General features: G+C 64.7%; 17 protein-coding genes. 8 read left to right on the forward strand and 9 right to left on the reverse strand.

The annotated features are described in order from the left end of the window. Positions 1–12: 12 nt before the first annotated feature. From ACMLHG_RS02030 to ACMLHG_RS02065, 8 genes are read left to right on the forward strand one after another with little or no spacing between them, the layout of a single operon-like run. Positions 13–1,020: an AAA family ATPase gene (locus ACMLHG_RS02030; protein ID WP_294432633.1), complete on the forward strand. Its 1,008-nt coding sequence runs from the start codon at positions 13–15 to the stop codon at positions 1,018–1,020. A gap of 1 nt (position 1,021) precedes the next feature. Further along, positions 1,022–1,933: a DUF58 domain-containing protein gene (locus ACMLHG_RS02035; RefSeq protein ID WP_294432631.1), complete on the forward strand. Its 912-nt coding sequence runs from the start codon at positions 1,022–1,024 to the stop codon at positions 1,931–1,933. Beyond that, the gene (locus tag ACMLHG_RS02040; RefSeq protein WP_417169384.1) at positions 1,933–3,669 is read left to right on the forward strand and encodes a BatA domain-containing protein; all 1,737 of its coding nucleotides are present in this window, start codon (positions 1,933–1,935) and stop codon (positions 3,667–3,669) included. Before ACMLHG_RS02035 ends, ACMLHG_RS02040 begins: the two co-directional genes overlap by 1 nt. After that, positions 3,666–5,705: a hypothetical protein gene (locus ACMLHG_RS02045; RefSeq protein ID WP_417169385.1), complete on the forward strand. Its 2,040-nt coding sequence runs from the start codon at positions 3,666–3,668 to the stop codon at positions 5,703–5,705. Before ACMLHG_RS02040 ends, ACMLHG_RS02045 begins: the two co-directional genes overlap by 4 nt. Beyond that, on the forward strand, positions 5,702–6,817 hold the full coding sequence (locus tag ACMLHG_RS02050; protein ID WP_295808846.1) for a hypothetical protein: 1,116 nt from the start codon (positions 5,702–5,704) through the stop codon (positions 6,815–6,817). Before ACMLHG_RS02045 ends, ACMLHG_RS02050 begins: the two co-directional genes overlap by 4 nt. Next, a complete protein-coding gene (locus ACMLHG_RS02055) occupies positions 6,786–9,983 on the forward strand; it encodes an OmpH family outer membrane protein (RefSeq protein WP_417169386.1) in 3,198 nt (1,065 codons plus the stop codon). Before ACMLHG_RS02050 ends, ACMLHG_RS02055 begins: the two co-directional genes overlap by 32 nt. Before the next feature lie 4 nt (positions 9,984–9,987). Then, complete coding sequence (locus ACMLHG_RS02060; RefSeq protein ID WP_417169387.1) at positions 9,988–10,656, forward strand: hypothetical protein; 669 nt, start codon at positions 9,988–9,990, stop codon at positions 10,654–10,656. A gap of 47 nt (positions 10,657–10,703) precedes the next feature. Continuing rightward, positions 10,704–11,156 (forward strand): META domain-containing protein, encoded by a 453-nt coding sequence (locus tag ACMLHG_RS02065; RefSeq protein WP_294432624.1) that lies wholly within the window; start codon positions 10,704–10,706, stop codon positions 11,154–11,156. Positions 11,157–11,177: 21 nt separating this feature from the next. Here the strand turns inward: ACMLHG_RS02065 and ACMLHG_RS02070 are convergent, their stop codons facing one another. From ACMLHG_RS02070 to ACMLHG_RS02110, 9 genes are all read right to left on the reverse strand, one after another. Then, on the reverse strand, positions 11,178–12,044 hold the full coding sequence (locus tag ACMLHG_RS02070) for a hypothetical protein (protein WP_294432623.1): 867 nt from the start codon (positions 12,042–12,044) through the stop codon (positions 11,178–11,180). Between the two features lie 4 nt (positions 12,045–12,048). Further along, positions 12,049–12,801: an IclR family transcriptional regulator gene (locus tag ACMLHG_RS02075; protein WP_417169388.1), complete on the reverse strand. Its 753-nt coding sequence runs from the start codon at positions 12,799–12,801 to the stop codon at positions 12,049–12,051. Between the two features lie 102 nt (positions 12,802–12,903). Then, entirely contained in the window at positions 12,904–13,602 is a 699-nt protein-coding gene (locus tag ACMLHG_RS02080) for a type III pantothenate kinase (protein WP_295808855.1), read from the reverse strand. Beyond that, the gene (locus ACMLHG_RS02085; RefSeq protein ID WP_295808858.1) at positions 13,602–14,696 is read right to left on the reverse strand and encodes a mannose-1-phosphate guanylyltransferase; all 1,095 of its coding nucleotides are present in this window, start codon (positions 14,694–14,696) and stop codon (positions 13,602–13,604) included. Before ACMLHG_RS02085 ends, ACMLHG_RS02080 begins: the two co-directional genes overlap by 1 nt. A gap of 22 nt (positions 14,697–14,718) precedes the next feature. Beyond that, on the reverse strand, positions 14,719–15,984 hold the full coding sequence (locus ACMLHG_RS02090) for a type II secretion system F family protein (protein WP_417169389.1): 1,266 nt from the start codon (positions 15,982–15,984) through the stop codon (positions 14,719–14,721). Positions 15,985–16,038: 54 nt separating this feature from the next. Continuing rightward, a complete protein-coding gene (locus tag ACMLHG_RS02095) occupies positions 16,039–17,730 on the reverse strand; it encodes a GspE/PulE family protein (protein WP_295808863.1) in 1,692 nt (563 codons plus the stop codon). 17 nt (positions 17,731–17,747) lie between these two features. Then, positions 17,748–19,478: a GspE/PulE family protein gene (locus tag ACMLHG_RS02100; RefSeq protein WP_294432615.1), complete on the reverse strand. Its 1,731-nt coding sequence runs from the start codon at positions 19,476–19,478 to the stop codon at positions 17,748–17,750. Positions 19,479–19,596: 118 nt separating this feature from the next. Next, positions 19,597–20,799: a tRNA uracil 4-sulfurtransferase ThiI gene (thiI, locus tag ACMLHG_RS02105; RefSeq protein WP_417169390.1), complete on the reverse strand. Its 1,203-nt coding sequence runs from the start codon at positions 20,797–20,799 to the stop codon at positions 19,597–19,599. 98 nt (positions 20,800–20,897) lie between these two features. Then, positions 20,898–21,710, reverse strand: a complete 813-nt coding sequence (locus tag ACMLHG_RS02110; protein WP_417169392.1) for a helix-turn-helix domain-containing protein — start codon at positions 21,708–21,710, stop codon at positions 20,898–20,900. Between the last annotated feature and the right edge of the window lie 99 nt (positions 21,711–21,809).

Genomic DNA, 21,809 nt, shown 5'->3' on the forward strand with positions numbered 1-21,809 from the left:
GAGAGGAATTTTATGCAATCCCAACTCGAACAGCTCCCGGAGGAGATCGCGCAGCTCGGCGGCGCGTTCGCTCTTCTCCGCGCGGAAATCGGCAAGGCGGTGATCGGCCAGGAGGCGGTCATCGAAGCGGTGCTGGCCGCCCTGCTTGCCGGCGGCCACTGCCTGCTGCAGGGGGTGCCCGGGCTGGCCAAGACACTGCTGGTGCAGAGCCTCGGCCAGGCGCTGGCGCTCGACTTCCGCCGCGTCCAGTTCACGCCGGATCTGATGCCGGGGGACATCACCGGCAGCGACATTCTCGACGAGGAGCCGGGCAGCGGGCGGCGCGAACTGCGCTTCATCCCCGGGCCGGTCTTCACCAATCTTCTGCTGGCCGACGAGATCAACCGGACGCCGCCGAAGACCCAGGCGGCGCTGCTGGAGGCGATGCAGGAGCGGCAGGTCTCCAACCACGGCGTGCGCAATCCGCTGCCGCGCCCCTTCTTCGTGCTGGCGACGCAGAATCCGATCGAGCAGGAGGGCACCTATCCGTTGCCGGAGGCGCAGCTCGACCGCTTCATGTTCCTGATCAAGCTCACCTATCCGGAGCGCGATCAGGAGATTGCGATTCTGCGCGAGACCACCGGCAACAGCCGTCCGCAGCCGCAGCCGGTGCTCGACGCGGAGATGCTGCTTCACTTTCAGAAGTGCGTGCGTTCGATTCCGGTGAGCGACCATGTGATCGCCTACTGTGCCGATCTTGCCCGGATGTCGCGGCCGGAGAATCCGGACGCGCCTGACTTCATCCGCGAAAACCTCTCCTACGGCGCCGGTCCCCGGGCGGGGCAGTACCTTCTGCTGGCGGCGCGCGCCGCCGCCGCGCTGGAGGGGCGGATCAACGTGAGCTGTGCCGACGTGCGCCGCTTCGCGCCGGAGGTGCTGCGCCACCGCATCGCCTGCAACTTCCACGCGGTCGGCGAGAACCTGACCAGCGACATCCTCGTCGAAAAGCTGATGGAAGCGGTTCCGGAGAGCGCCGAATAAGATGAAACGCGAAGCCGCCACCGGATTCACCTACCTGCCGGCCCGGACCCTGGAAAATCTCAAGGGGATCGAGCTGGTCGCCCGTTCGCTGGTCGAGGGGGCACTGCTCGGGTTGCACCGCTCGCCGTACCACGGATTCTCCTCGGAGTTCGCCGGGGACCGCAAGTACGCCCCGGGCGATTCGATCCGCTATCTGGACTGGAAGGCGCTGGCGCGCAGCGGCAAATACTACATCAAGGAGTTCGAGGAGGAGAGCAACCTCAAGAGCTACATCCTGCTCGACAGTTCCGGCTCGATGGCGATGAGCGACCCGGCGGGGCATCCGGTCAAATTTCACTACGCCTGCTATCTCGCGGCGGCCTTCTGCTACCTCATGTACCAGCAGCGGGATGCGTCGGGGCTCTTCGTCTACTCCGACCGGATTCTGCGGGCCTCGCCGGCGCGGGCGGGGCGGGCGAACCTCACCGCACTGCTCGGCACGCTCGAATCGCTCAAGCCGGAGGGGGCGACCCGGAACGGCGCCTGTCTGCGGCAGATCGCCGAACAGCTGCCGCGCCGTTCGCTGGCGATCCTCTTCTCGGACTTCTTTTCGCTCGACGGGGATTTTGCTCCGGCATTGCGGTTGCTCCGGTTCAAGCAGTGCGAAGTGATCCTCTTTCAGGTGCTCAACGACGCGGAGCTCCATTTCCCCTACCGCGGGCGGGTGGAGCTGCAGGATCTGGAGAGCGGGCAGCGGCTGGAGCTGGAGGCGGAGCCGGTTCGCGACGCCTACCTCAAGCGGCTGGAAACGCACAACCGCAAGCTCCGGAACCTCTGCGATTCGATGAATTTCATGTTTGAGACGCTGTCGAGCTCGACGCCGTTCGAGCGGGCGCTGGCGGCGTACTTCGCAAAACGGGAGAAGCTGTTCTGATGCTCGACTGGGGCGCACCGCATCTGCTCTGGATTCTGCCGGCGGTCTGGCTGGCGGCTCTGGTACTGCACCTCTATTTCCGGCGGCGCCGGATGGTGGTGTGCTTCTCCGACCTCGAATTCTTTCTGCGCGACGAACACCATCCGGCGATGCGCCGCCGTCTGCGGGATCTTTTGAAACTGCTGGTGCGCTTTCTCATTCTGACACTGCCGGTTCTCGCGGTCGCCCAGCCGCGGCTGCGTGGAATCGCTCCGCCGGGCGGCGGCGGTGCGGTGCGCCGGGCGATCGTGCTGGACGATTCCTTCTCGATGGAGCGGAAACTCCCGGCGGGTGAGACCGCGTTTCAGGCGGCACAGCGCACCGCGCTCTCCCTGCTCGATGGATTTGACGACGGGGGGGAGACGGCGCTCTTCTTCTCCTCCGCCCGGCCCGGCGTACTGCCGACCGCCGACCGCGACAAGGTGCGGCAGGCGATTCGGGAGGCGAAGACGGCTCCGCGCGCCGGAACGCTTGCCGAAACGCTCGCCGAAGCGGTCCGGACGGTGCGGGATGGCGAGGTGTTCCTCCTCTCCGACTTCCAGAAGAGCACCCTTGGCAGCTGGAGCGAAGCAAAAGAGGCGCGCATCTACGCCCTGCCGCTGCGGGGGCGCGAGGACAATCTCTCGGTGGAAATCGCCGGATTCTCCGAACTGCCCCGCCGTGCCGGGGTGCGCCGGATTCTCCGGGCGAAGGTGGCCAACCATTCGAACCGCCCGGTCGAGAGCCGGGTGGAGTTCCTGCTCCACTCCCGTCCGGCCGGGGAGCGCCTGCTGAGCCTGGCGCCGGGGGAGTGGACCGAGGTCGCCTTCGAATTCGCCCCGCCGGCGGGAGAGTGTGCCGGGAGCGTCGCGGTCGAAGATGAGAACATCCCCGGCGACAACCGGGCGACCTTCTCCTTCCGCGTTGCGGAAACTCTGCCGGTCGCGCTGGTGCGCGGCGGCGGGCGCATGCCGGACCCCTTCTACTTTCTGCGCTACGCGCTCGATCCCGGCGGCGACGGGCGGTTCGGCGTCCGTTTCGAGGAGCTCTCTCCGGCGGAACTCGGTTCCGGGGATCTCCGCCGCTTCGGCCTGGTGATCGTCGCCGGAACGGTGCCGGAGGCCCGTTGCGATGAATTCGTGAAGAACGGCGGGCGACTCTGGCGGCTTCCCGCGCCGGAGGCGAAGTCGGTTCCGGCCGCCGGAAAGAAGGCCGCGTTCGCTGGAGCGCTCGCGCCGCTCAACGACCTGCTGGAGATGGATTTTGTCGAGTGGAAACAGATTGTGCCGCCCGCCGTTCCGGCGGGGGCGGAAACGTGGCTCCGCCTCGGTGACGGCACCCCGTTGCTGACGGCGCGTCGGCTCGGTGACAGCATCCGGTTCGACAGCGCGTTTGACCTGCGCAGCCGCGCGTCGAACTGGCCGCTTCTGCGCTCCTTCCCGGTGGCGATGGCGAAACTGGTCGAAGCGATGGCGCCGGACGATGGATCCTCCGTCACCCGCAGTGAGCCGGCGGGCGCGGAATCGGAACCGGCCGCCGCCTCCGCCGCGGAACTGCGCCGCACTCTGCCCGGGGTGCGGGAACTGCGGCTGGACGGCGACTGGCGACTGCGGCTCGAGGAGCTCCGGCGCGGCACCGAACTGGCCGGCTGGCTGCTGCTGGCGGCGCTGCTGCTCTTCGGCGTCGACTGCTGGATGTGCAGAAAGGAGGCCGCATGATCTCGTTTGCTCCCCTGGTGCCGGTCTGGCTGCTGCTGCTCTCGCTCGCCGCGGTGGGATACTGTATTTTCCGCACGACGACGCGCCGCCGTCTCCGGCTGGTCTGCTGGCTTCTGGCTGGACTTCTGGCGTTCATGGCGGCCAATCCGGTGGTGATCCTCCGCCGTCCGGACGACCGGACCGGCCGGGTGGCGGTGCTGGTGGACTCCTCGCTTTCGATGGGCGTCCGCGACGCCGGAAACGGGGAGTCGCGGTTCGCCGCGGCCGACGAATTCGCCCGGCAGCTGCTCCGCCGCTTAGGGAACGACGTTCCGGTCACCCGGTTCGACTTCGACTGGCAGTTGCGGGAGGAACACGCCGATGAGCCTGCCGGAGCGGCCCACTTCCGGGGGGCGTTCGCCGCGCTCGACCGCCGGTACGGCGCGGGAGCGCTCGCCGCGACGGTTCTTCTCACCGACGGCGGAGACCTTTCCGGCCATCGGGTGGAGAGCTCGGATTCCCCGGTGTTCGCGGTGAAATTCGGCAGTGAACTCAACGCGGCGCCCAACCTCTCCTTCGGCGAGTTCCGGGTGCCGGAGACGGCGCGCGCCGGAGCGTCGCTCGATCTGCGGATTCCGGTGACGCTCACCGGGTTCGAGGCGCCGCGGCAGGTCGAATTCAAACTGCTGGTCGACGGCGAACCGGCGGCGTCCGAACGGTTCGAACTGCGTCCGGGCGAGACCCGGCAGATTCCGGTGAAGGCGGAGCTCGCCATGGCCGGACTTCACCGCCTCACCTTTGAACTTGCTCCGCTCCCGGGCGAAGTGACCGCGCTGGACAACCGCCGCACCGCCGCGGTCGACGCCGAGCCGGACTCCCGCTTCACGCTGATCTCGTTCGCGCGGCTCTCCACCGGGTTCCGGCCGCTGGTCCGCTTCTTCACCCGGAGCAAGGCGGATTTCACCGCGCTCTATCCGGCCGGCGCGGCGGGCGGCGTCCGCCGGATCGGTTCGAATGCCGGGAAGGGGTTCGAAAACGGCCTGCCGACCATGGCGGAGGCGCTGAAACCGGTCGGCATGCTGATCCTCGGCGACTTCGACGAATCCGCCGGTTCGCGCGAACAGCTCGCCGCCGTCGAATCCTACGTCGAGCAGGGCGGCACGCTGGTTCTGCTCGGCGGCGCGGACTCCTTCTCGGTGACGCCGGGTTCGCCCGCGGCCCGACTGCTCCCCTTCACGCCGTCGGCGCAGAAACTGCCCGACGTGCCGCTGGAGATCTCCGCGCCGGAGGAGAGCCCCTTCGCGGGCCGGTTCGCTCCGGGCTCGGTTCGCGGGCTCCGCGCGGTCGAATCGCTCAAGCCGGGCGCGTCGGTTCTGCTCCAGGCGGGGGAGTTCCCGCTGGTGGTCGCCATGCCCTACGGCCGGGGCCAGGTGGCGGCGATTCTGTCGCCATCGCTCCCGCTGTGGGGGAAGAACGCCTCCGAGCGCGACGCCAACTTCGGCGCGTTTCTGGCGGAACTCTCCGCCTGGCTGGGCAGTCGCGCCGCCGCGCAGTGGCGCGTGGAGTTGCTTCCGGCTCTGCCGCTGCCCGGCGAGGCGGTGGCGATCCGGGTGACGCCGCCGCCGGATACGGAGGAGGTGATCGGCAGCTTCTCTGCCGGAGACGCGGCGGCGCGGACGATCCTTTTCCGACGGCAGAAGTCCGGCAATTTCCTCGGTGCCGTCACCTTTCCGGACGGGGCGGCGGGCGAGCTGGAGATTCTCGCCCGGAGCAAATCCCGCCCCGAGGCGCGCCGGGTGGTGCCGGTCGCCGTCGGGAAGGCGATGGAGGAGAGTTCCGACTTGCGCACTCTCGACGGGAACTTCCGCCGCATCGCATCTCCGGAGCGGATCTACGCCCCCGCCGACCTCGACCGGCTGGCCGCCGATCTTGCCGAACGAATTTCGCAGAGTGCGACCGAGCGGGAGTTCCGGCCGGTGTTTGAAACAATCTGGTTCCTCGCGGCGGCACTGCTGCTGGCGGGGCTCATCTGGTTCATGAGGAGGAGACTGCATTGAATCGCGATCACGTTCTGTTCCGGATTCCGTTCCGTTGCGCCGCCCTCGTCGCCGCGCTGTTCACGGCGGCGGTGACGCTGTTTGCCGAACCCGCGGTGATTCTCTACTCCGACGGCAGCAGCCGGTCGGGCGAACTTTCGATCATGGGGAACCGGCCGCTGATCCTGCGGCTCCCCGACAGCAAGATCCAGCGGAAGTTCCAGCTGGCCGACCTCGTTTCGATCACCCAGAGCATCGAGAGCGCGACGATGAACCGCCCCTGGCTCTACACCGAGGCGGGCAAGGTGGACAAAACCTATCTGGAAGGGAGCTACCCCTTCATCAACTTTGCGACCGAGGTGGAGCTGGTCTCCGGCGAAAAACTCAAGGGGCATCTGATCTCGCTCGCCTTCCGTCTGCGCGGCGGACAGGGGAACGGGAAACTCTTCCTCACCCGGCAGATCAAAGGCAAAGTGGGCGAGACGCTCGAGGAGAAGGTTTACCCGGTCACCATCCGCTTCCCGAAGGCGGAGAAGAGCCCGGCGAAACCGGTCACCGGCAAACTCTCCGGCTACGGAAAACTGCAGGCGGCGACATTGCTCGACGTGGAACGCAACGTGGTCTGCCCCGGCACGGTCAAGGCGGACGGTTCCTTCCAGTTTCCGCCGCTTCTGCCGGGGAACTACGAGCTCTATCTGCGCACCGACCGCTTTCTGCTCTACGGACTCGCCGGAAAACCGGTCAAGCCGGAGGAGCTCGACGGAATCCGCCGGGTCGTTCCGCTGGCCGACGACTTCTTCCCCGACCGCCGTCTGCTCGAAGCCAACGGCGACGCGAAGCGGGCGCGGGCGCTTCTTTACAAGCGGCGGTCGAACTTCTACGCCGCCGAAAAACATGTGCCCGGCGGCGGCTACGTCTGGCATCTGGATATCTGGAACTTCCACTTCGACGGCGAAGCGTGGAAGCTCGACACCCGCCAGATTCCGGTGCGTTACAAACAGCCCGGCAGTGATTCCCCGCGCAAACTTCTGAAATTCGACCGGCTCGGCCGCGTCGCGCCGGGCGATCATATCGAACTGAAAAACGGAGAAAAAGGCGAGAATGAAGGACAGTTTATCTGCAATCTTGATTGAGTTCCGCCGCTATCTCTTCCGCCGCGCGGCCGTTTCGACGCTCTTCTGCGCCGGGGCGCTGCTCGTCGCCGGCGCGTTCGCCGCGGCGGCGCTGGACAATCTCTTCGGCTGGAGCGATTCCCTGCGCTGGCTGCTCTGGGCGGCTCTGCTCTCTCTGCCCGTCGGCGGCGCCTGGCGGCTCGGCCGTTCTCTTCGGACCCTCTTCCGCCGGAGCGACCGCTCCATCGCGCTCGAGCTGGAAGGGCGGCTTCACATTCCCGGCAATGCGCTGGTCAACGGGGTCGAGTTCCGCCGCCGCACCGACCTGCCCGAATCGATCCGGCGGGTCTACGCCGGATGTGCCGCCGCCGCGGCGGAGAAGCGGGAGAAGTTCCGGATTTTCCGGCTGCCGGAGCTGCGCCGTCAGGGCGGGATGCTGCTCGCGGCCGCCCTGCTCTGCGCCGGATACGCCGCGCTCTGGCCCCGCCCGGCCGCGAACGCCTTCGGCCGGATTCTCATGCCGTGGCGGGAGATCGCCCCGATCAACCGGACCGAATTCCGGGTGGAGCCTGGCGATGTGGAGATCCCTTACGGCGGCAAGGTGCTGATCCGCGCGTCGGCGCTGATCGACGGCCGCCCCCGCGCCGGATTGCGGCTGAGGGTCGAGTCGGGCGAAAGCGTCTCCAGTCTCGACATGACCGGCCACGACCGCGGCGCCACCCGGGAGCTCTCCGGCATCACCCGCGACGCCGTCTACCGGATTGAATGCGGGCGCGACGCTTCGCGCAGTTACCGCATCCGGGTCCGTCCGGCGCCGCGCCTCGAAGCGATTGAGCTGGCCGCGACTCCGCCCGCCTACCTCGGGCTGAAAACCGGGAGTTCCACCGAGCCGCGCGGCGAATTCACCTTCTGGAAGGGGAGCAGCATCCGCTTCTCGGCCCGGCCGCCCGCCGGCTACCGGATGGAGGTGGTTCCCGGCGAACTCTTCACGCTCACCGGCGACACGACGCTCGCCGTCACGCTGGTCGACACCGCCGACGGAATCCGCTACCCGGATTCCGCCCGCTACCTGTTGAAGTGCCGCACCGACCGCCCCCCTGCGATACGCTTTCTCAACCGCGAACGGAACTTCGAAGCGCCCGCCGGCTCCACCGTGATGCTGGAGCTTTCCGCCGAGGATGACGCGGCGCTCCGCCGGATCATCCTCACCGCCCGGCGCGAAGGGCAGAGCGCCGAAATTTGCAGTTACGACTATCCGGTTGCTCCGCCCCGCAAAACCCTCCGCGAAGCGGTTCCCTTCCGGCTGAGTTTGCGCGACTTCCCGCCGGGCAGTACGGTCGAGGTGCACGGGGCGGCGTTCGATTTCCGGCCCGATTCCCCGCCCGGAACCGCCCTGCCGCTCACCATTCATGTCACCGACCCGCTCGACGAACTGCGCCGCGCCGCTTCCAGCCAGGGCGACGGCAGGCTCTACAAGATCCTCTTTGCCATGCTCGACAAACAGGAGGCGGCGCGCAGTTTCGTCACCGCCCGGCTCCGGAACTTCCGTTACAACGACGCCCGCACGCTTTACAACCGCCAGCGGGAGATCGCCCGGCTCAGCAAATCCACCCGGCCGCTGGTGAAGTCGATGCGAAACGCCGGCGCGATTCCGGCGAAGGCCGCCGAGGCCATCGACGCGCTCGAAGGCGAGGTGTTCTCTCCGCTCGAAAAAGAGACCGCGCCCCCCTTCAACCGCTCCGGTGATGTCCTGACCCGCCACCTCAACGAAGTGGTGCTTCACCAGAGCGCCGCGATCGACCGGCTGCGCCGCCTGCTGACCGGGCTGGCCGCCGTCCGCCGCAACTGGGAGAAGCGCGAACAGAAGAAGATGGAGGCCGCCGGAGAGAAGGAGTTCTACGAAAAACTTCAGAGTCTTCAGGAGAAACTTACCGAATTCCGTACCGAACAGAAGAAGATCATCGCGCAGACCGAGGCGTTCGACCCGGCGAAGACCGACGACTGGAGCGAGGGCGAGGAGAAGCTCCTCGGCGACCTCGCCGCGAAGGAGGCGGAGTTCAGCCAATACTTCCGTGCCGCCTTCAACGACCTCTCCAAACTCCAGAGCCAGGACTTCTCCAACTCCGCGATGGCCGACGAGTTCGTCGAGATGTACGAAGAGCTGCAGAAGGCGGGCGACGCCCTGATCAAAAAGAAGATCGAAATCGCCACCCTCGCTGAGAACACCGCCTGCGACAGCGCCGAGGCGGTCGCCAACAACCTTGAGCGCTGGCTCGCCGACGCCAAGGACTACATCAAGTGGATCTCCGAGGAGAACGGCGAAATGGCCGACGTCGATCTTACGGACCTGCCCGCCGAACTCACCGACATCATCGGCGATCTCATCGAAACCGAAGAGGAAATGGGCGAAGACACCTCCGACGGCACCAACTCCTTCACCTTCGACACCGACGACGGCCTCGGCTGGGGGGTCTCCGACGGCACCATCGACAGCATGCAGGCCAAGGGGATCACCGGCAACGTGCTGCCCAACAACAACGAGGTCGGCGGCCGCTCCGGCGAGGGGCGTTCCGGCAAATCCTCCGGGCAGTTCGTCGAGAAGACCGCCACCGGCAAGGGCGGACGCAAGACCCCCACCCGGCTGGTCCAGTCCCCCTTCGAAGCGGGCACGGTCGAGGACCGCTCCAACGATTCCCAGGGCGGCGCCACCGGCGGCGGCAAACAGTCCGGCGTCGGCTCCGAAGGGCTCTCCGGCACCACCCCCGACCAGGATCCCGCCATTGCCGCCCGCCTCGCCGGGGAACAGGCCGAACTCAAACAGCGCACCCTCGCTCTGCTCCGGCAGGTCAGCGCCCGCGGGCTCCCCTCCGGCGAACTCTACGCGGCACTGCGCAAGATCGATGAACTCGCCCGGGTCGATGCCACCTCGGAGTCCGGCGGCGCGGACATCCGCCGCATCCGGGGCGAAATCGCCGCTTCGCTGCGCCGCGCCCGCACCGCCATCGACGCCGTCGCCCGCGCCGACGCTGAAACGATCCGCACCACCCGGCTGCGGAAGTTCTCCACCGGAGCCGCCGCCGCGGAAAAGATTCCGCCCGGCTTCGACGACTGGGTCGGCAGTTACTTCAAGGCGCTCGGCGCGGAGGATTCCGCGGAGCCGAACTTATCGCGTAATGACAAGGAGTAAAACCATGCGCACTCTTCCGTTGTTCGTCCTCTTCGCCGCCTTCGCGCTGGGGGCGGAAAATCTCCTGCCGAACGGCAGTTTCGATGAGGGGAAAACCGAAGCTCTCCACTGGGAGAAGGTCGATAACCTCACCAGCTTCTGGCGCACCGACGGCGCCCGCGGCCGCATCCTCGAACTCGACACCCGCCCGGAACGCACGCAGGTGCTCGAATACCAGAAGAAACGAAAGGAGAATCCCGCGACCCCGCCTCCCGCGCCGGTCATCCCTACCGACCCGCTCAAAAGCGTCGGAGCCTACGAGGGCGCCGCACTCGACAGCGTCCTGCTCGACGTCAAGCCCGGGCAGGATTACAAGCTCTCCGTCGACTACCTCGGCCGCGGCACCCCGTTCGTCTGGATCAAGGGGTTCATGATCCATCCGCGGCGGAAAACGCTGACCGACTGCTACCAGACCCGCCTCGCGCCCGCGGGTTCCCCCTCCGGCAAGTGGCGCACCGCCGCAATCACCTTCCGCCCCACCCGCAACACGGTGAAGATGAAGGTCCGCATCTACGCCTACTGGCCGGCCGGCATCTACCGCTTCGACAACGTCCGCCTCGAAGCGATCACCCCCGCCGAGGCCGCCGAACTCAAAAAGAAGCGCAGTGAAACCGAAACCCCGCCGGAGAAATGATCCGGCAATGCAAACATAAATTCAGAATGGAGGAACATCAGATGAAAATGAAACAACTGCTCCTGGGAGTGTTCGCCGTCGCGGCCGCCGTTCTCTGCGGCGCCGGATGCGCCTGTGTAAGCTGCCCCGGCAATGCCGCAACGCCGCTCGCCGGAAGCGCGTGGAAGCTCGATCTTGCCACCCTCTCCGGCACGCAAAGCAGCTGGGCAAAACCGGCAAACGCCATCACCCTCTCCTTCGCCCCCGCCGGGAAGGAGGCCGGGCGCGTCTCCGGATGCGCCGGCGTCAACCGCTACTTCGGGCCGGTCACGTACGACGAAGCCGCCGGGACAATCCGGTTCGGCACCCTCGGCGCCACGATGATGGCCGGTCCCGGGCTGGAGTATGAAAGAGCCTACCTCAAAATGCTTGCGTCGGTCGACGCCTTCTCCTGCGCGGACGGCCGTCTGCTGCTGAAGTCCGGCAAGGCCACCGTCGCGGAATTTACTCCGGAAAAATGAAGTTTCTCCCGGGGGCGGCCTTCAGAATGCGGTGGCGACGATTCCCGCCAACACCATCGCGATTCCCGCCGCCTCCGGCTTCGACGGCTTCTCCCGGAGCACCACCCTGCTGTAGAAGGCGAACCCGAGAATGTTCGCGCCGACAATCAGCGGAATTCCCACGTTCCCCAGCCCGGCCCGGCTGAGCTGATCCAGCCCGAGAAAGAAGATCTTCAAGCTCACCAGCGAGAGCAGCGCCATGAAGAGTGCCAGAGCCAGCGTCGGCCGATTCCAGACCGGCCGCTCCCGCCGCGCCGACAGCACGATGCACCACCCGGCAAACCCGCCCAGCGACACCAGCGTCGGACGCAGTCCCGCCGAATCGTGGAAATCCGGAATCTGCGACGGCGCCGCATACAGCGTCTGCACCACGCCGAAAAGCAGAAATGCCAGCAGTGTCGGCAGGAGTCCGCTCCGTTGCGAATGGAACTGCTTCGCCACCGGAATCAAAATTCCCCCGGCGATCAATCCTGTCCCCAGCCACTGGCCGACCGAACCGGTGTTCCCCCAGAGCACCACACCCGCCAGAAACGGAATCACCAGCGCCGCCTGCGAAATCGCCCACACCGGACCGTGATTCCCCCGGCTCATCGCCTGCCGGACCACCATCTGTGCAATGGAGTTGATCACCCCGCCCGTTCCCACCAGCACGAGGAGGATCAGCAGCTCCCTCCACGCGATGGCACCAAAATGGACGTAGCAGAACGCCGTGAGAAGAATTCCGAAGAAGGTCTGAGCCAGACTGTAGGCGATCACATCAAAACGCGCCTTTGCACACCGGCTCAGCACCACGCCGATCGCCGTCCAGGTGAAGCCGGTTAAAACCGCCAGCAGAAATCCCTGCCACACCCCTCTATCTCCGGATCTTCGACGCCGCTTCGGTCAGCGCTTCGAGTTTGCGTTCAAACGGAAGAAGCTCCCACTTCCCGCGGCGGCCGGAGAGCGCGATGGCCGCGTACACCTTCCCCGCCCGGTCCCGGAGCGGAATCGCCAGCGAGGAGACCCCCTGCCGCGATTCGTCATCCACCGCCGCAAAGCCCGCCTCCGCCACCTCCGCGCAGAGCGGTTCGAGCACCGCCGGATCCACCTCGGTCCGGCCGGTGATCTTCCGCCGGGTCGTCCGCGCGAACAGCTTTCGCCGCTCCTCCGGCGTGAGCGCCGCCAGCAGTACCCGGCCGCAGGCGGTGCAGTGAAGCTCCTCCATCCAGAACTGCGGCGGCTGAATCGACATTTCCGGCTCTTCCGCCGGAACCAGTGCCACGCAGAGCAGCTTGTCGTTCTCAATGATGCCGACAAAACCGCTCAACCCGGTTTTGCGGGTCAGTTCCGCCAGCGGCCCGGCCACCGCCGCACGCAGTTCGCTCCAGCGGTCGGCGAAGCTGCCGAGATAGAGGCACTGCGGTCCCAGCCGGTAACTGCGCGATTCATCCTGCGACAGGTATCCCCGCAGATAGAGCGCCCGCAGCAGATTGTTGGCACTCTGCAAACTCACCCCCATCTCCCGCGCAATATCGGTCGCCCGCAGAGGCGTCTTCGCCTGCGCCAGCATCTCCAACAAATCCAGCGCCCGGTCCAGCACTTGAATCAACGGTTTTTTTTCCGGCATGAAATTTGTCTCCTGTTACTGTTCAGGGATAAAATACCATATTATTGTAACAATGACAAGTGCGGAATCGAGTTTCCCGAAGGGAAAATGAGAGGAAATCGGTCAATCCCGGCAACGGGACCAGGCAATCCGGATGCCATGAAGCGTGAACTCCGGCACCGTCACCGGCAAGCCGAGCGCTGCGGAAAAGAACGGCGCGTCGCCTCCGGTTACAACCCGGGTGATACAGCCGTATTTCCCGGCGGAACACTCCACCAGTTCCCGCACCAGCCCCACAGCGCCGCGGTCGATGCCGAACCGGATCGTCTCCCGGGTGTTGCTCCCCGGGTGTTGCGGCAGTTCGGAGGAGAGCGGAATTTCCGGCAGCTGAGCGGTGCCGGTGAACAGCGCCCGGCGCATCAGCTGCCGGCCCGGCGCAATCGCTCCGCCCCGGAAGATCCGCTCCTGGTCGACGATTTCAATCGTAATCGCCGTGCCGCAGTCGACCACCAGCGCCGGCAGTGGATAGAACTCCGCCAGCGCCACCGCATTGGCGACCCGGTCGGCCCCCAGAGTGGAACTGTCCACATAACTGAAATCCACGCACCGGGCGGCGTTTTGCGGCGTCAGCCAGAAGATCTCTTCGCGGTCCAGCACCCGGCGCACCTCCGGCACCACAGTTGCCGCCGCCACCGGCAGATCATCCGGCAACTGGTCCGGCCGGAGTTCCGCAGTCGGAATCCGGGGCAGAAGCTCCAGCGTTTTTCCGTTCCAGAGCCCCGGCTGCGTGTGGGTGTTGCCGATGTTGAGCAGAAAAAGCATCAGAGGAATTTCCTCAGTTCAGGCCGCGTATCCGCCAGTTTGAGCAGCTCTTTGATCCGCTGCGCTTCAGAGGCCCGGCAGACCAGCGTCACGTCGTCGGTGTTCACGATCACCAGATCCTCCACGCCGATCGCCGCAATCAGATGATCGGCAGAGCCCATGACCGTCAGATTGCGGGCGTCGATTCCCGCGAACAATCCTTCGACCGCGTTCCCCTCCTCGTTGACGGAGAGGTGGTGGCGCAGTGCAGTCCAGCTGCCGACATCATCCCAGTCGAACCGGCAGTCCGCGACCGCCACATCTTCCGCTTTCTCCATCACCGCGTAGTCGATCGAAATCCGGCGCGCCCGGCGGAAACGTTCCGCGAGTTCCGTTGCGAATTTTCCCTCCCGAAGCAGGGTGCAGAGGTCGTCGAACAGCTCCTTCAACTCCGGCGCGTGACGGCGGAACGCCTCTTCCAGCGAAGCGACCTGCCAGATGAACATGCCGCTGTTCCAGCGGTAACAGCCTGCCTCCACAAAGGCGCGGGCTCGTTCCAGATCCGGCTTCTCCTTGAATCCGAGGCCGCGGTAGAAGCGGGTCAGACCGATCCTGCCGCTCTCTTCCCCGCAATGGATGTAGCCATACGCCGTCTCCGGCCCGGTGGGAGGTACGCCGACCGTCACCAGGCACCCCGGCCGCTCCGTCGCCATCGTCGCGGCGTCGCGCAACACCTCCGCCAGCTCCCGCCTGCGGTGGATCGCATGGTCCGCCGGCAGCAGCAGCATGACGGCATCCCCGCCGCCGCGCTCCTTCACCAGCGCAGCGGCCAGCGCCGCGCACGGACCGGTGTCCCGCCCCGCCGGTTCGCCAATGATGTTTCCTTCGGGCAGCTCCGGCAGCAGTTGCCGGATGACTTCGACATATTCCTGGTTGGTGATGACCAGAATATGATTCACATCCGTCACATCTTTGATCCGGGAGACGGTCTCTTCGATCATCGTCAGATCGCCGGTCAGCTTGAGCAGCTGCTTGGGGCGGGCGTTCCGGCTCTTGGGCCAGAAACGCTCCCCTCTGCCGCCGGCCATGACGACAGCGTAAATCGGCTGATTCATGAAATTCGCCGCTCTCCCCGCGTCAGCTCAGCTTTTCGATGATCTTGGTCAGCGGCAGGAACAGCGCGATCACGATCGTACCGACGATCACCGCCAGCGCGACGATCATCAACGGCTCGATCATCGAGGTCAACGCACTCACCGCGTTGTCCACCTCTTCCTCGTAGGTGTTGGCGATCTTGTCGAGCATCTCCGGCAGTTTACCGGTCTCTTCGCCCACCTCCACCATACTGATCACCATTTCCGGGAAGATCTTGGTTTCGCTGAGCGGGACGGCGATGCCTTCGCCCTCTTTGACCGCATCGTGCACCTTCTGGATGGCCGAGGCAACAACCTCGTTTCCGCTGGTCTCCTTGACGATGGCCAGCGCATTCAGCACCGGCACGCCGGAAGACATCAATGTGCCCAGCGTCCGGCTGAACCGCGAAATCGCCGTCTTGGCAATGATCGGCCCGAAGAGCGGCATGTTGTATTTGACCCAGTCCACCCCCCATTTGCCGATGGGAATGTGCACGATCACCTGATAGAGGGCGACGATGGCGGCGACTCCGCCGATGTAGAAGTACCAGTCCGAAACCAGCGTATTGCTGATCCCCATGACCAGCAGCGTGATATCCGGCAGCGGCTCGTCCGGGCCGAGCAGCTCTTTGAAGATCTTCTGGAAGTTCGGCACGATGAAGATCATCAAGCCGACGATGGCGAGGATGGCGATCGAAAGCACCACCGTCGGGTAGATCATCGCCGATTTCACCTTGCCGGAAATTCGCGCCGCCTTTTCCATGAAGCTCGCCAGACGGTCGAGAATGATCTCCATGGCGCCCGACGCCTCGCCGGCGCGCACCATGTTCAGATAGAGCTTGTCAAACGACTTCGGGTGCTGCGCCAGCGCTTCCGCGAAGGTCGCTCCGCCTTCGACCGTCTCCGCCGTCTTACCGAGCACCTGCTTGACCGCGGGGTTGCGCGCCTGCTTCTCCAGCGTGTGCAATGAACGGATGAGCGGAAGCCCCGCGCTCAGCAGAATCGCCAGCTGCCGGGTCACCACCGTCAGATCCTTGCGCTTGATCACCGCCGCGCCGAGGCTGACGTTCATCAGCGAACCGCCCCCCTTCTTCTTGCCGGTGCGGTTGGCGGCTTTCTTCTTGGAGGTCAGTACGGCCGGTTTGATCGAGGTGGGGAACAACCCCTTGCTTTTGAGTTCGACCGCTGCCATTTCTTCGGAATCGGCATTGATCTTGCCCTTCTGTTCCTTGCCGTTTCCGTCCATTGCGGAGTAGAGATATTGCGGCATGATCCATTCTCCAATTGGTTTTATTGCAAAGGCGCTTTCCGCGCCGTTCATTCATCAGGTGTAGCGGACGACCTCGTCCACGCTCGATTCATGGTTGAGAATCGCCGCGAGTCCGTCTTCCCGCAACGTGCGCATCCCCTGCTCCCGCGCCTTGTCGCGGATGGCGGAGGTCGGCGCATTGTCCGAAATCAGCGCCCGGATGTCCGAGTTCACCACCAGCAACTCGGTCAGCGCCTTCCGGCCCTTGTACCCGGTGTAGTTGCAGGTGGGGCACCCCTTGCCGTAGCAGAACTTGTGGTCGCCGATCTCCTCCCGCGTCAGGTTGAGCCGCTCCAGATCGTCGTCGGTCGGCGTGTAGAGCGTCTTGCAGTTCTTGCAGACCCGGCGGATCAGACGCTGCCCCAGCACTCCGGCCAGCGAGGAGCTGATCAGGAACGGCTCCACCCCCATATCCACCAGACGGGTCACGGTACTCGCCGCGTCGTTGGTGTGCAGCGTGCTGAACACGAAGTGCCCGGTGAGCGACGCCTCGATCGCAATCTGGGCGGTTTCAAAGTCACGGATTTCTCCGACGAGGATCCGGTCCGGGTCCTGACGGAGGAACGCGCGCAGCGCCCGTTCGAAGGTCATCCCCACCGCGTCGTTGATCGGGCACTGAATGATCCCTTCGATATCGTATTCGACCGGGTCCTCGGCGGTGAGCAGCTTGTCTTCCGGATTGTTGATCTCGCCGAGCGCCGAGTAAAGCGTCGTGGTCTTGCCGGAACCGGTCGGACCGGTCACCAGCAGAATGCCGTTGGGCAGGTGGATGAGTTCCCGCAGCTTCTCCAGCACGTCCTCGCCGATGCCGAGCGAGTCGAGGCTCAGATTCACCACCGAGCGGTCGAGCACGCGGAGCACCACCGATTCCCCGTAGCTGGTCGGCAGACAGGAGACACGCAGGTCGATCGGCTTGCCGTTGACCTTGAGCTGAATACGGCCGTCCTGCGGCCGGCGGCGTTCCGAAATGTTCAATCCGGAGATGATCTTCACCCGGCTGATCACCGGCACCGCCAGGCTCTTCGGCGGCGGCGGCATCTCGTAGAGCGCGCCGTCCACCCGGTAGCGGATGCGGAAGTTCTTCTCGAACGGTTCGAAGTGAATGTCCGACGCCTTGTCCTTGATCGCCTGCTGCATCACCACATCTACAAACTTCACGATCGGCGCGTCGTTGGAGTGGTCGACGTCATCCTCCTCGACGATCTCCTCGTGTTCCCCGAAGGCGGCGACGATGTCCGCCACCGTGTCGACCTTCTCCGGGTAGTAGCGCTCCAGCTCCTGGTCGAACCGGTCCGGATCGACCGGCACCGGCAGAATGTTGTGGTTGATGATGAACCGGAGCGACTCCACCGTCTGGTAGTCGAGCGGATTGCGCATCGCCAGGTGGAGCATGTCCTCATCCGCGTCGAGCTTGAGCGGAATCACGCCGTAACTGCGCGCGGTGTTGACCTCAATGAGATCGATCACCTCCTTCGGCAGATCCTCTTCGGTGGGAATCCAGACGTAGGAGCCGAGGTTCTCCGCCATCGCCTCAAGCATCTCCTTCTTGGTGAAGATGCCGTAATTTTCAATGATCTCCATGACCGGCTTGCCGGAGCGTTCATGTTCGTCGACCACCTCCCGGAGCTGGTCCTTCAGACCGGGGTGGCCCTGAGAACGCTCATTGGTGAGCAAGTCGATCAGTGCGGAACTTTCGATATCGAGCATTTTATCAATCCTGCCGCTTAATTTTCATCCATCAACGTGACGAAGATCACCTCTTCGAGCGTGGAAATCCCCGCCTCCGCCTTGCGCATCGCGTCGTCGCGGAGCGAACGCATCCCGGCCCGCCGGGCCGCTTCGCGGATCACGCCGGACGACTCATTCGCAAACACCAGCCGCGCAATATCTTCGGTGATCTGGAAAATTTCGTAAATACCGATCCGGCCCTTGTAGCCGGTGTGGCCGCACTTTTTGCACCCGGTCCCCTTGTAGAACTGGTGGTTGGCGAGATACTCCGGCGACAACCGCAGCATCTTGATCTCCGCCGCGGACGGCGTGTAGGGCTTCTTGCATTCCGGGCAGATCCGGCGCAGCAGCCGCTGTGCCATCACCGCCCGCAGCGCGGTCGCCACCAGGAACGGTTTCACCCCCATGTCGACCAGTCGGGTGATCGCGCCCGGCGCGTCGTTGGTGTGCAGCGTGCTGAACACCAGGTGACCGGTCAGTGCGGCGTTGATGGCGATTTCGGCGGTTTCAACGTCGCGGATCTCACCGACCATGATGATGTTCGGCGCCTGGCGGAGCATCGAGCGCAGCGCCGCGGCGAAGGTCATCTCCACGTGCCGGTCCACCTGCACCTGGTTGATACCGGGCAGCTGGTATTCGACCGGGTCTTCGACGGTGATGATCTTGCGGCTCGGGGTGTTGATCGTGTTGAGAAACGCGTAGAGCGAGGTGGTCTTGCCGGAACCGGTCGGCCCGGTCACCAGGAAGATGCCGTCCGGCAGACTGATGATGCGGTTGACCAGTTCGAGGTCGTCCGCGTAAAAACCCAGCTTCGGAATGTCGAGCTGAATGCTCGCCTTGTCGAGGATTCGCATGACCACGCTCTCGCCGTGGGTGGTCGGAATCGACGACACACGCAGGTCGATGTCCTTGTCGCCGACCGAAAGCTGAATGCGTCCGTCCTGCGGAATGCGCTTCTCGGTGATGTCGAGGTGCGACATGATCTTGATACGGCTGGTGAAGTTCGCCTGCAGGTACTTCGGCGGCCCGTCCACCTCGCGGAGCGCGCCGTCCACCCGGTAACGGACCCGGTAGCGTTTCTCCATCGGTTCGAAGTGGATGTCCGACGCCTTCATCTTGTAGGCGTCGATCAGCAGCTTGGTCACCAGCCGGATGATCGGGGCGTCGGCGTCCTCCGCAGACTCCGCCTCGCCGAGACGGCTGTCGGCGGCCTCCTCGTTCTGTTCGATCAGCATGTCGGCGTCGGCGATGTTGGCGTCGCCGAGGAAGCGGTTGACCTGTTCGGTTTCGTCGGAGTAGTGTTTGGCGATCTGGAGGTCGATCTGCCGCTGCGGAGCGATGACCGCATCGACGTCGCCGCCGAGCAGATAGCGCAGCGTGTCGAGCGTCTCCATATCGGTCGGGTCGCTCATGGCGATGGTGAGCAGATTATCGTGCTTCATCACCGGCACCACCCGGTAGTGGAGCGCGATGTCGCCGCTCATGGAGTCGATCACCTCCTGCGGAATATCGTAATGGCTGAGGTCGAGCAATTCCATGCCGTACTGCTGTGCGAGCATGGCGAGCAGCTCCTGCTCCTGAACGATGCCCTTCTTCTTGAGAATGTCGACCGCGTCGACGAACTCCTCGCTGTCGGCGGCCTCCTGCCGGGCCTGGGCAACCTGCTCCGGAGTGACCATGCCGTACTCCTGAAGCAACCCGAGAACGTATTCGGTATCTCTGGCCAAAATCCACCCCCTGTTGAACCGTTTTCTTGTAAAGCGGCGCCGCCTCGGAGGAACAACTGCTGTCGGCGGCTCCGCAAAAATATTCGTTTCTGAAAGTTAACGCCGTTTCCGGAAAATGTCAAGCCTCGGTGACGATATCTGCAATGATTTTCTCGATTACCGCGGAATATTCGGGAATTTTCCGCTCCTCGGCCTCGGCCAGTTCCAGCGGAACCGAGGTCGCCGGGCTGGAGGGGGCGAAGACCGTGCAGCTGTCCGGCGCCGGAATGCAGGAGAGCTCCATCGTGCCGATCGCTTCCGCAATCCGGATCGATTCGTTCTTGTCCGCGCCGACCAGCGGGCGGAGCACCAGCATGTCGACCGCGCGGTTGATGGTGTTCATGTTGTTGATGGTCTGGCTCGCCACCTGACCGACCGCTTCGCCGGTGACCAGCGCGCGGCAGTCGCTGCGCAGTGCGACCTGTTCGGCGATGCGCAGCATGGCGCGGCGGTAGAGGACGGTGCGCATCCGCTCGTTGCAGCAGTCGCGGATCAGTTTCTGCAACGGCGCGAGGTTGCACAGATGGAGTTTCCCCCGGATCTGCCACTCGTTGAGGTGGCGGGCGAGGCGGCGCACCTTCTCCTCGGTTTCCGGCGGCGTGTAGGGCGAGCTGTGAAAGGTGATGTAATCGGTCGGGCAGCCGCGTTTCATGACCATCCACGCGGCCACCGGGGAGTCGATGCCGCCGGAGAGCAGTGTCAGCACCCGCGGATTGCTCCCGACCGGCAGGCCTCCGGGGCCCGGCAGGGAGGTCCAGAAGAGTGCCGCGAACTCGTCGCGCACCTCGCAGCCGAGGGTGATTTCCGCATGGTCGAGGTCGAGTTTGAAGCGCCGTTCTCCGAGCCGTTCGGCGATGGCGCTGACCAGATCGATTTCGATCTCCTGCGAGCGGAGGGGGAAGCGTTTGTTGCTCCGGCGGGCCCGCACGCGGAAGGTCACGTTGTCCTGCTTCTCCATCGCCGCGCCGAGCACTTCGGGCGCCATGGCGACGGCGGCTTCGCGGATGGCATCCATCTCGACCGGGAGCCGTATCGCCGGAGAGAAGGACTCCAGCCCGAACGCCTTCGCCAGTTGCGGCAGAATCGCCTCCATTTCAGAGGAGGAAAAGGCTCCTCCGTCGACGCGGTTCACCCAGATTCTCCCCCGGACCCGGTGAACCCGGCAGACGCCGACCTCCCGGAGCAGATGGGCGATGTTATCGACCAGGCAGCGTTCAAACATATTGCGGTTGTTGCCTTTGGTCGCGATTTCGTGATAGCGGCAGATGATGCTGTTGTACATGATTTCTTCCTGAAGTTCCAGATGGTTGCAGACAATACCATGGGAGTGTGTTTTTTTCAAGCCCGACGGCAGGGAAAAGAGGCACCTTTCCGCGGAAATTACGACTCCTCCACCCGGGCCCCGGCCGCCCGGCGGCGGTACTCCCGCGGCGAAAGGCCGAAGAATTTGCGGAAGCGCGTGGAAAAGTAGTAGGGATCGGGCATGCCGGATTGTTCGGCGATCTCGCTGACCGGGAGGCCGGATTGTTCGAGCAGCCGCGCGGCGCGGCGGAGCATGGCGCACTCGCGGTACTGACGCGGCGAAATTCCGGTCTCCCGCCGGAATTTTGCGAAGAGCGCCGCGCGCGACAGGCCGCAGCGGGCGGCGATGCGGTCCACGCTGTCGCTGCTGTTGAGCAGCAGCTCCTGCGCGAGGCGGATGGCGGAATCCGGCTCCGCCCGGACCGCCTGAATCCGGTTGAAGCCGCGCACCAGCACGCTTTCGAGCAGCAGCATCGCCAGCGGATTCCAGCCCGGAGGGCGAAGCCGTTCCAGCTGGTGGACTTCCCGCAGCGTATTCCCGATCGTCGTCTCCTCTTCGCCGGAAAACCGGACGGCGCCGGCTCCGGGGATCGTCTGCGGCCACTGCAGTGCTTCCGCCACATGCGGACGGGCGAGGAAGTGAAACCAGAGCAGTTCCCAGCCCGGCTCCGGCGCAAACCGGTGGCAGAAGCCGGGAGTCAGCAGAATGAGCGTCCCCTGTTCCGGAGAGAATGCCTTGCCTTCACAGGAGAGTGTGCCGCGGCCGGAGCGGATAACGATCAATCCCCACGAGGCGGTCAGCCGTTGAAACCAGGGGCGGGTCGTCGGCAGACTGAGGGTTTCTCCGGAAATGAGGTCATCTTCGGAAACCGGATAGAGTTCTTTCGGCATATTTAGACAAAATCAAAGGTTTTTTGGATATTTCACCATTTTTTTTTGGATAATTTCAGGTATAATATAGTAAGAAAAAAAAAGAAAACAACCCGATGG

Origin of the sequence: Victivallis sp. (assembly GCF_048170485.1) — a bacterium.
GTDB lineage: Bacteria > Verrucomicrobiota > Lentisphaeria > Victivallales > Victivallaceae > Victivallis.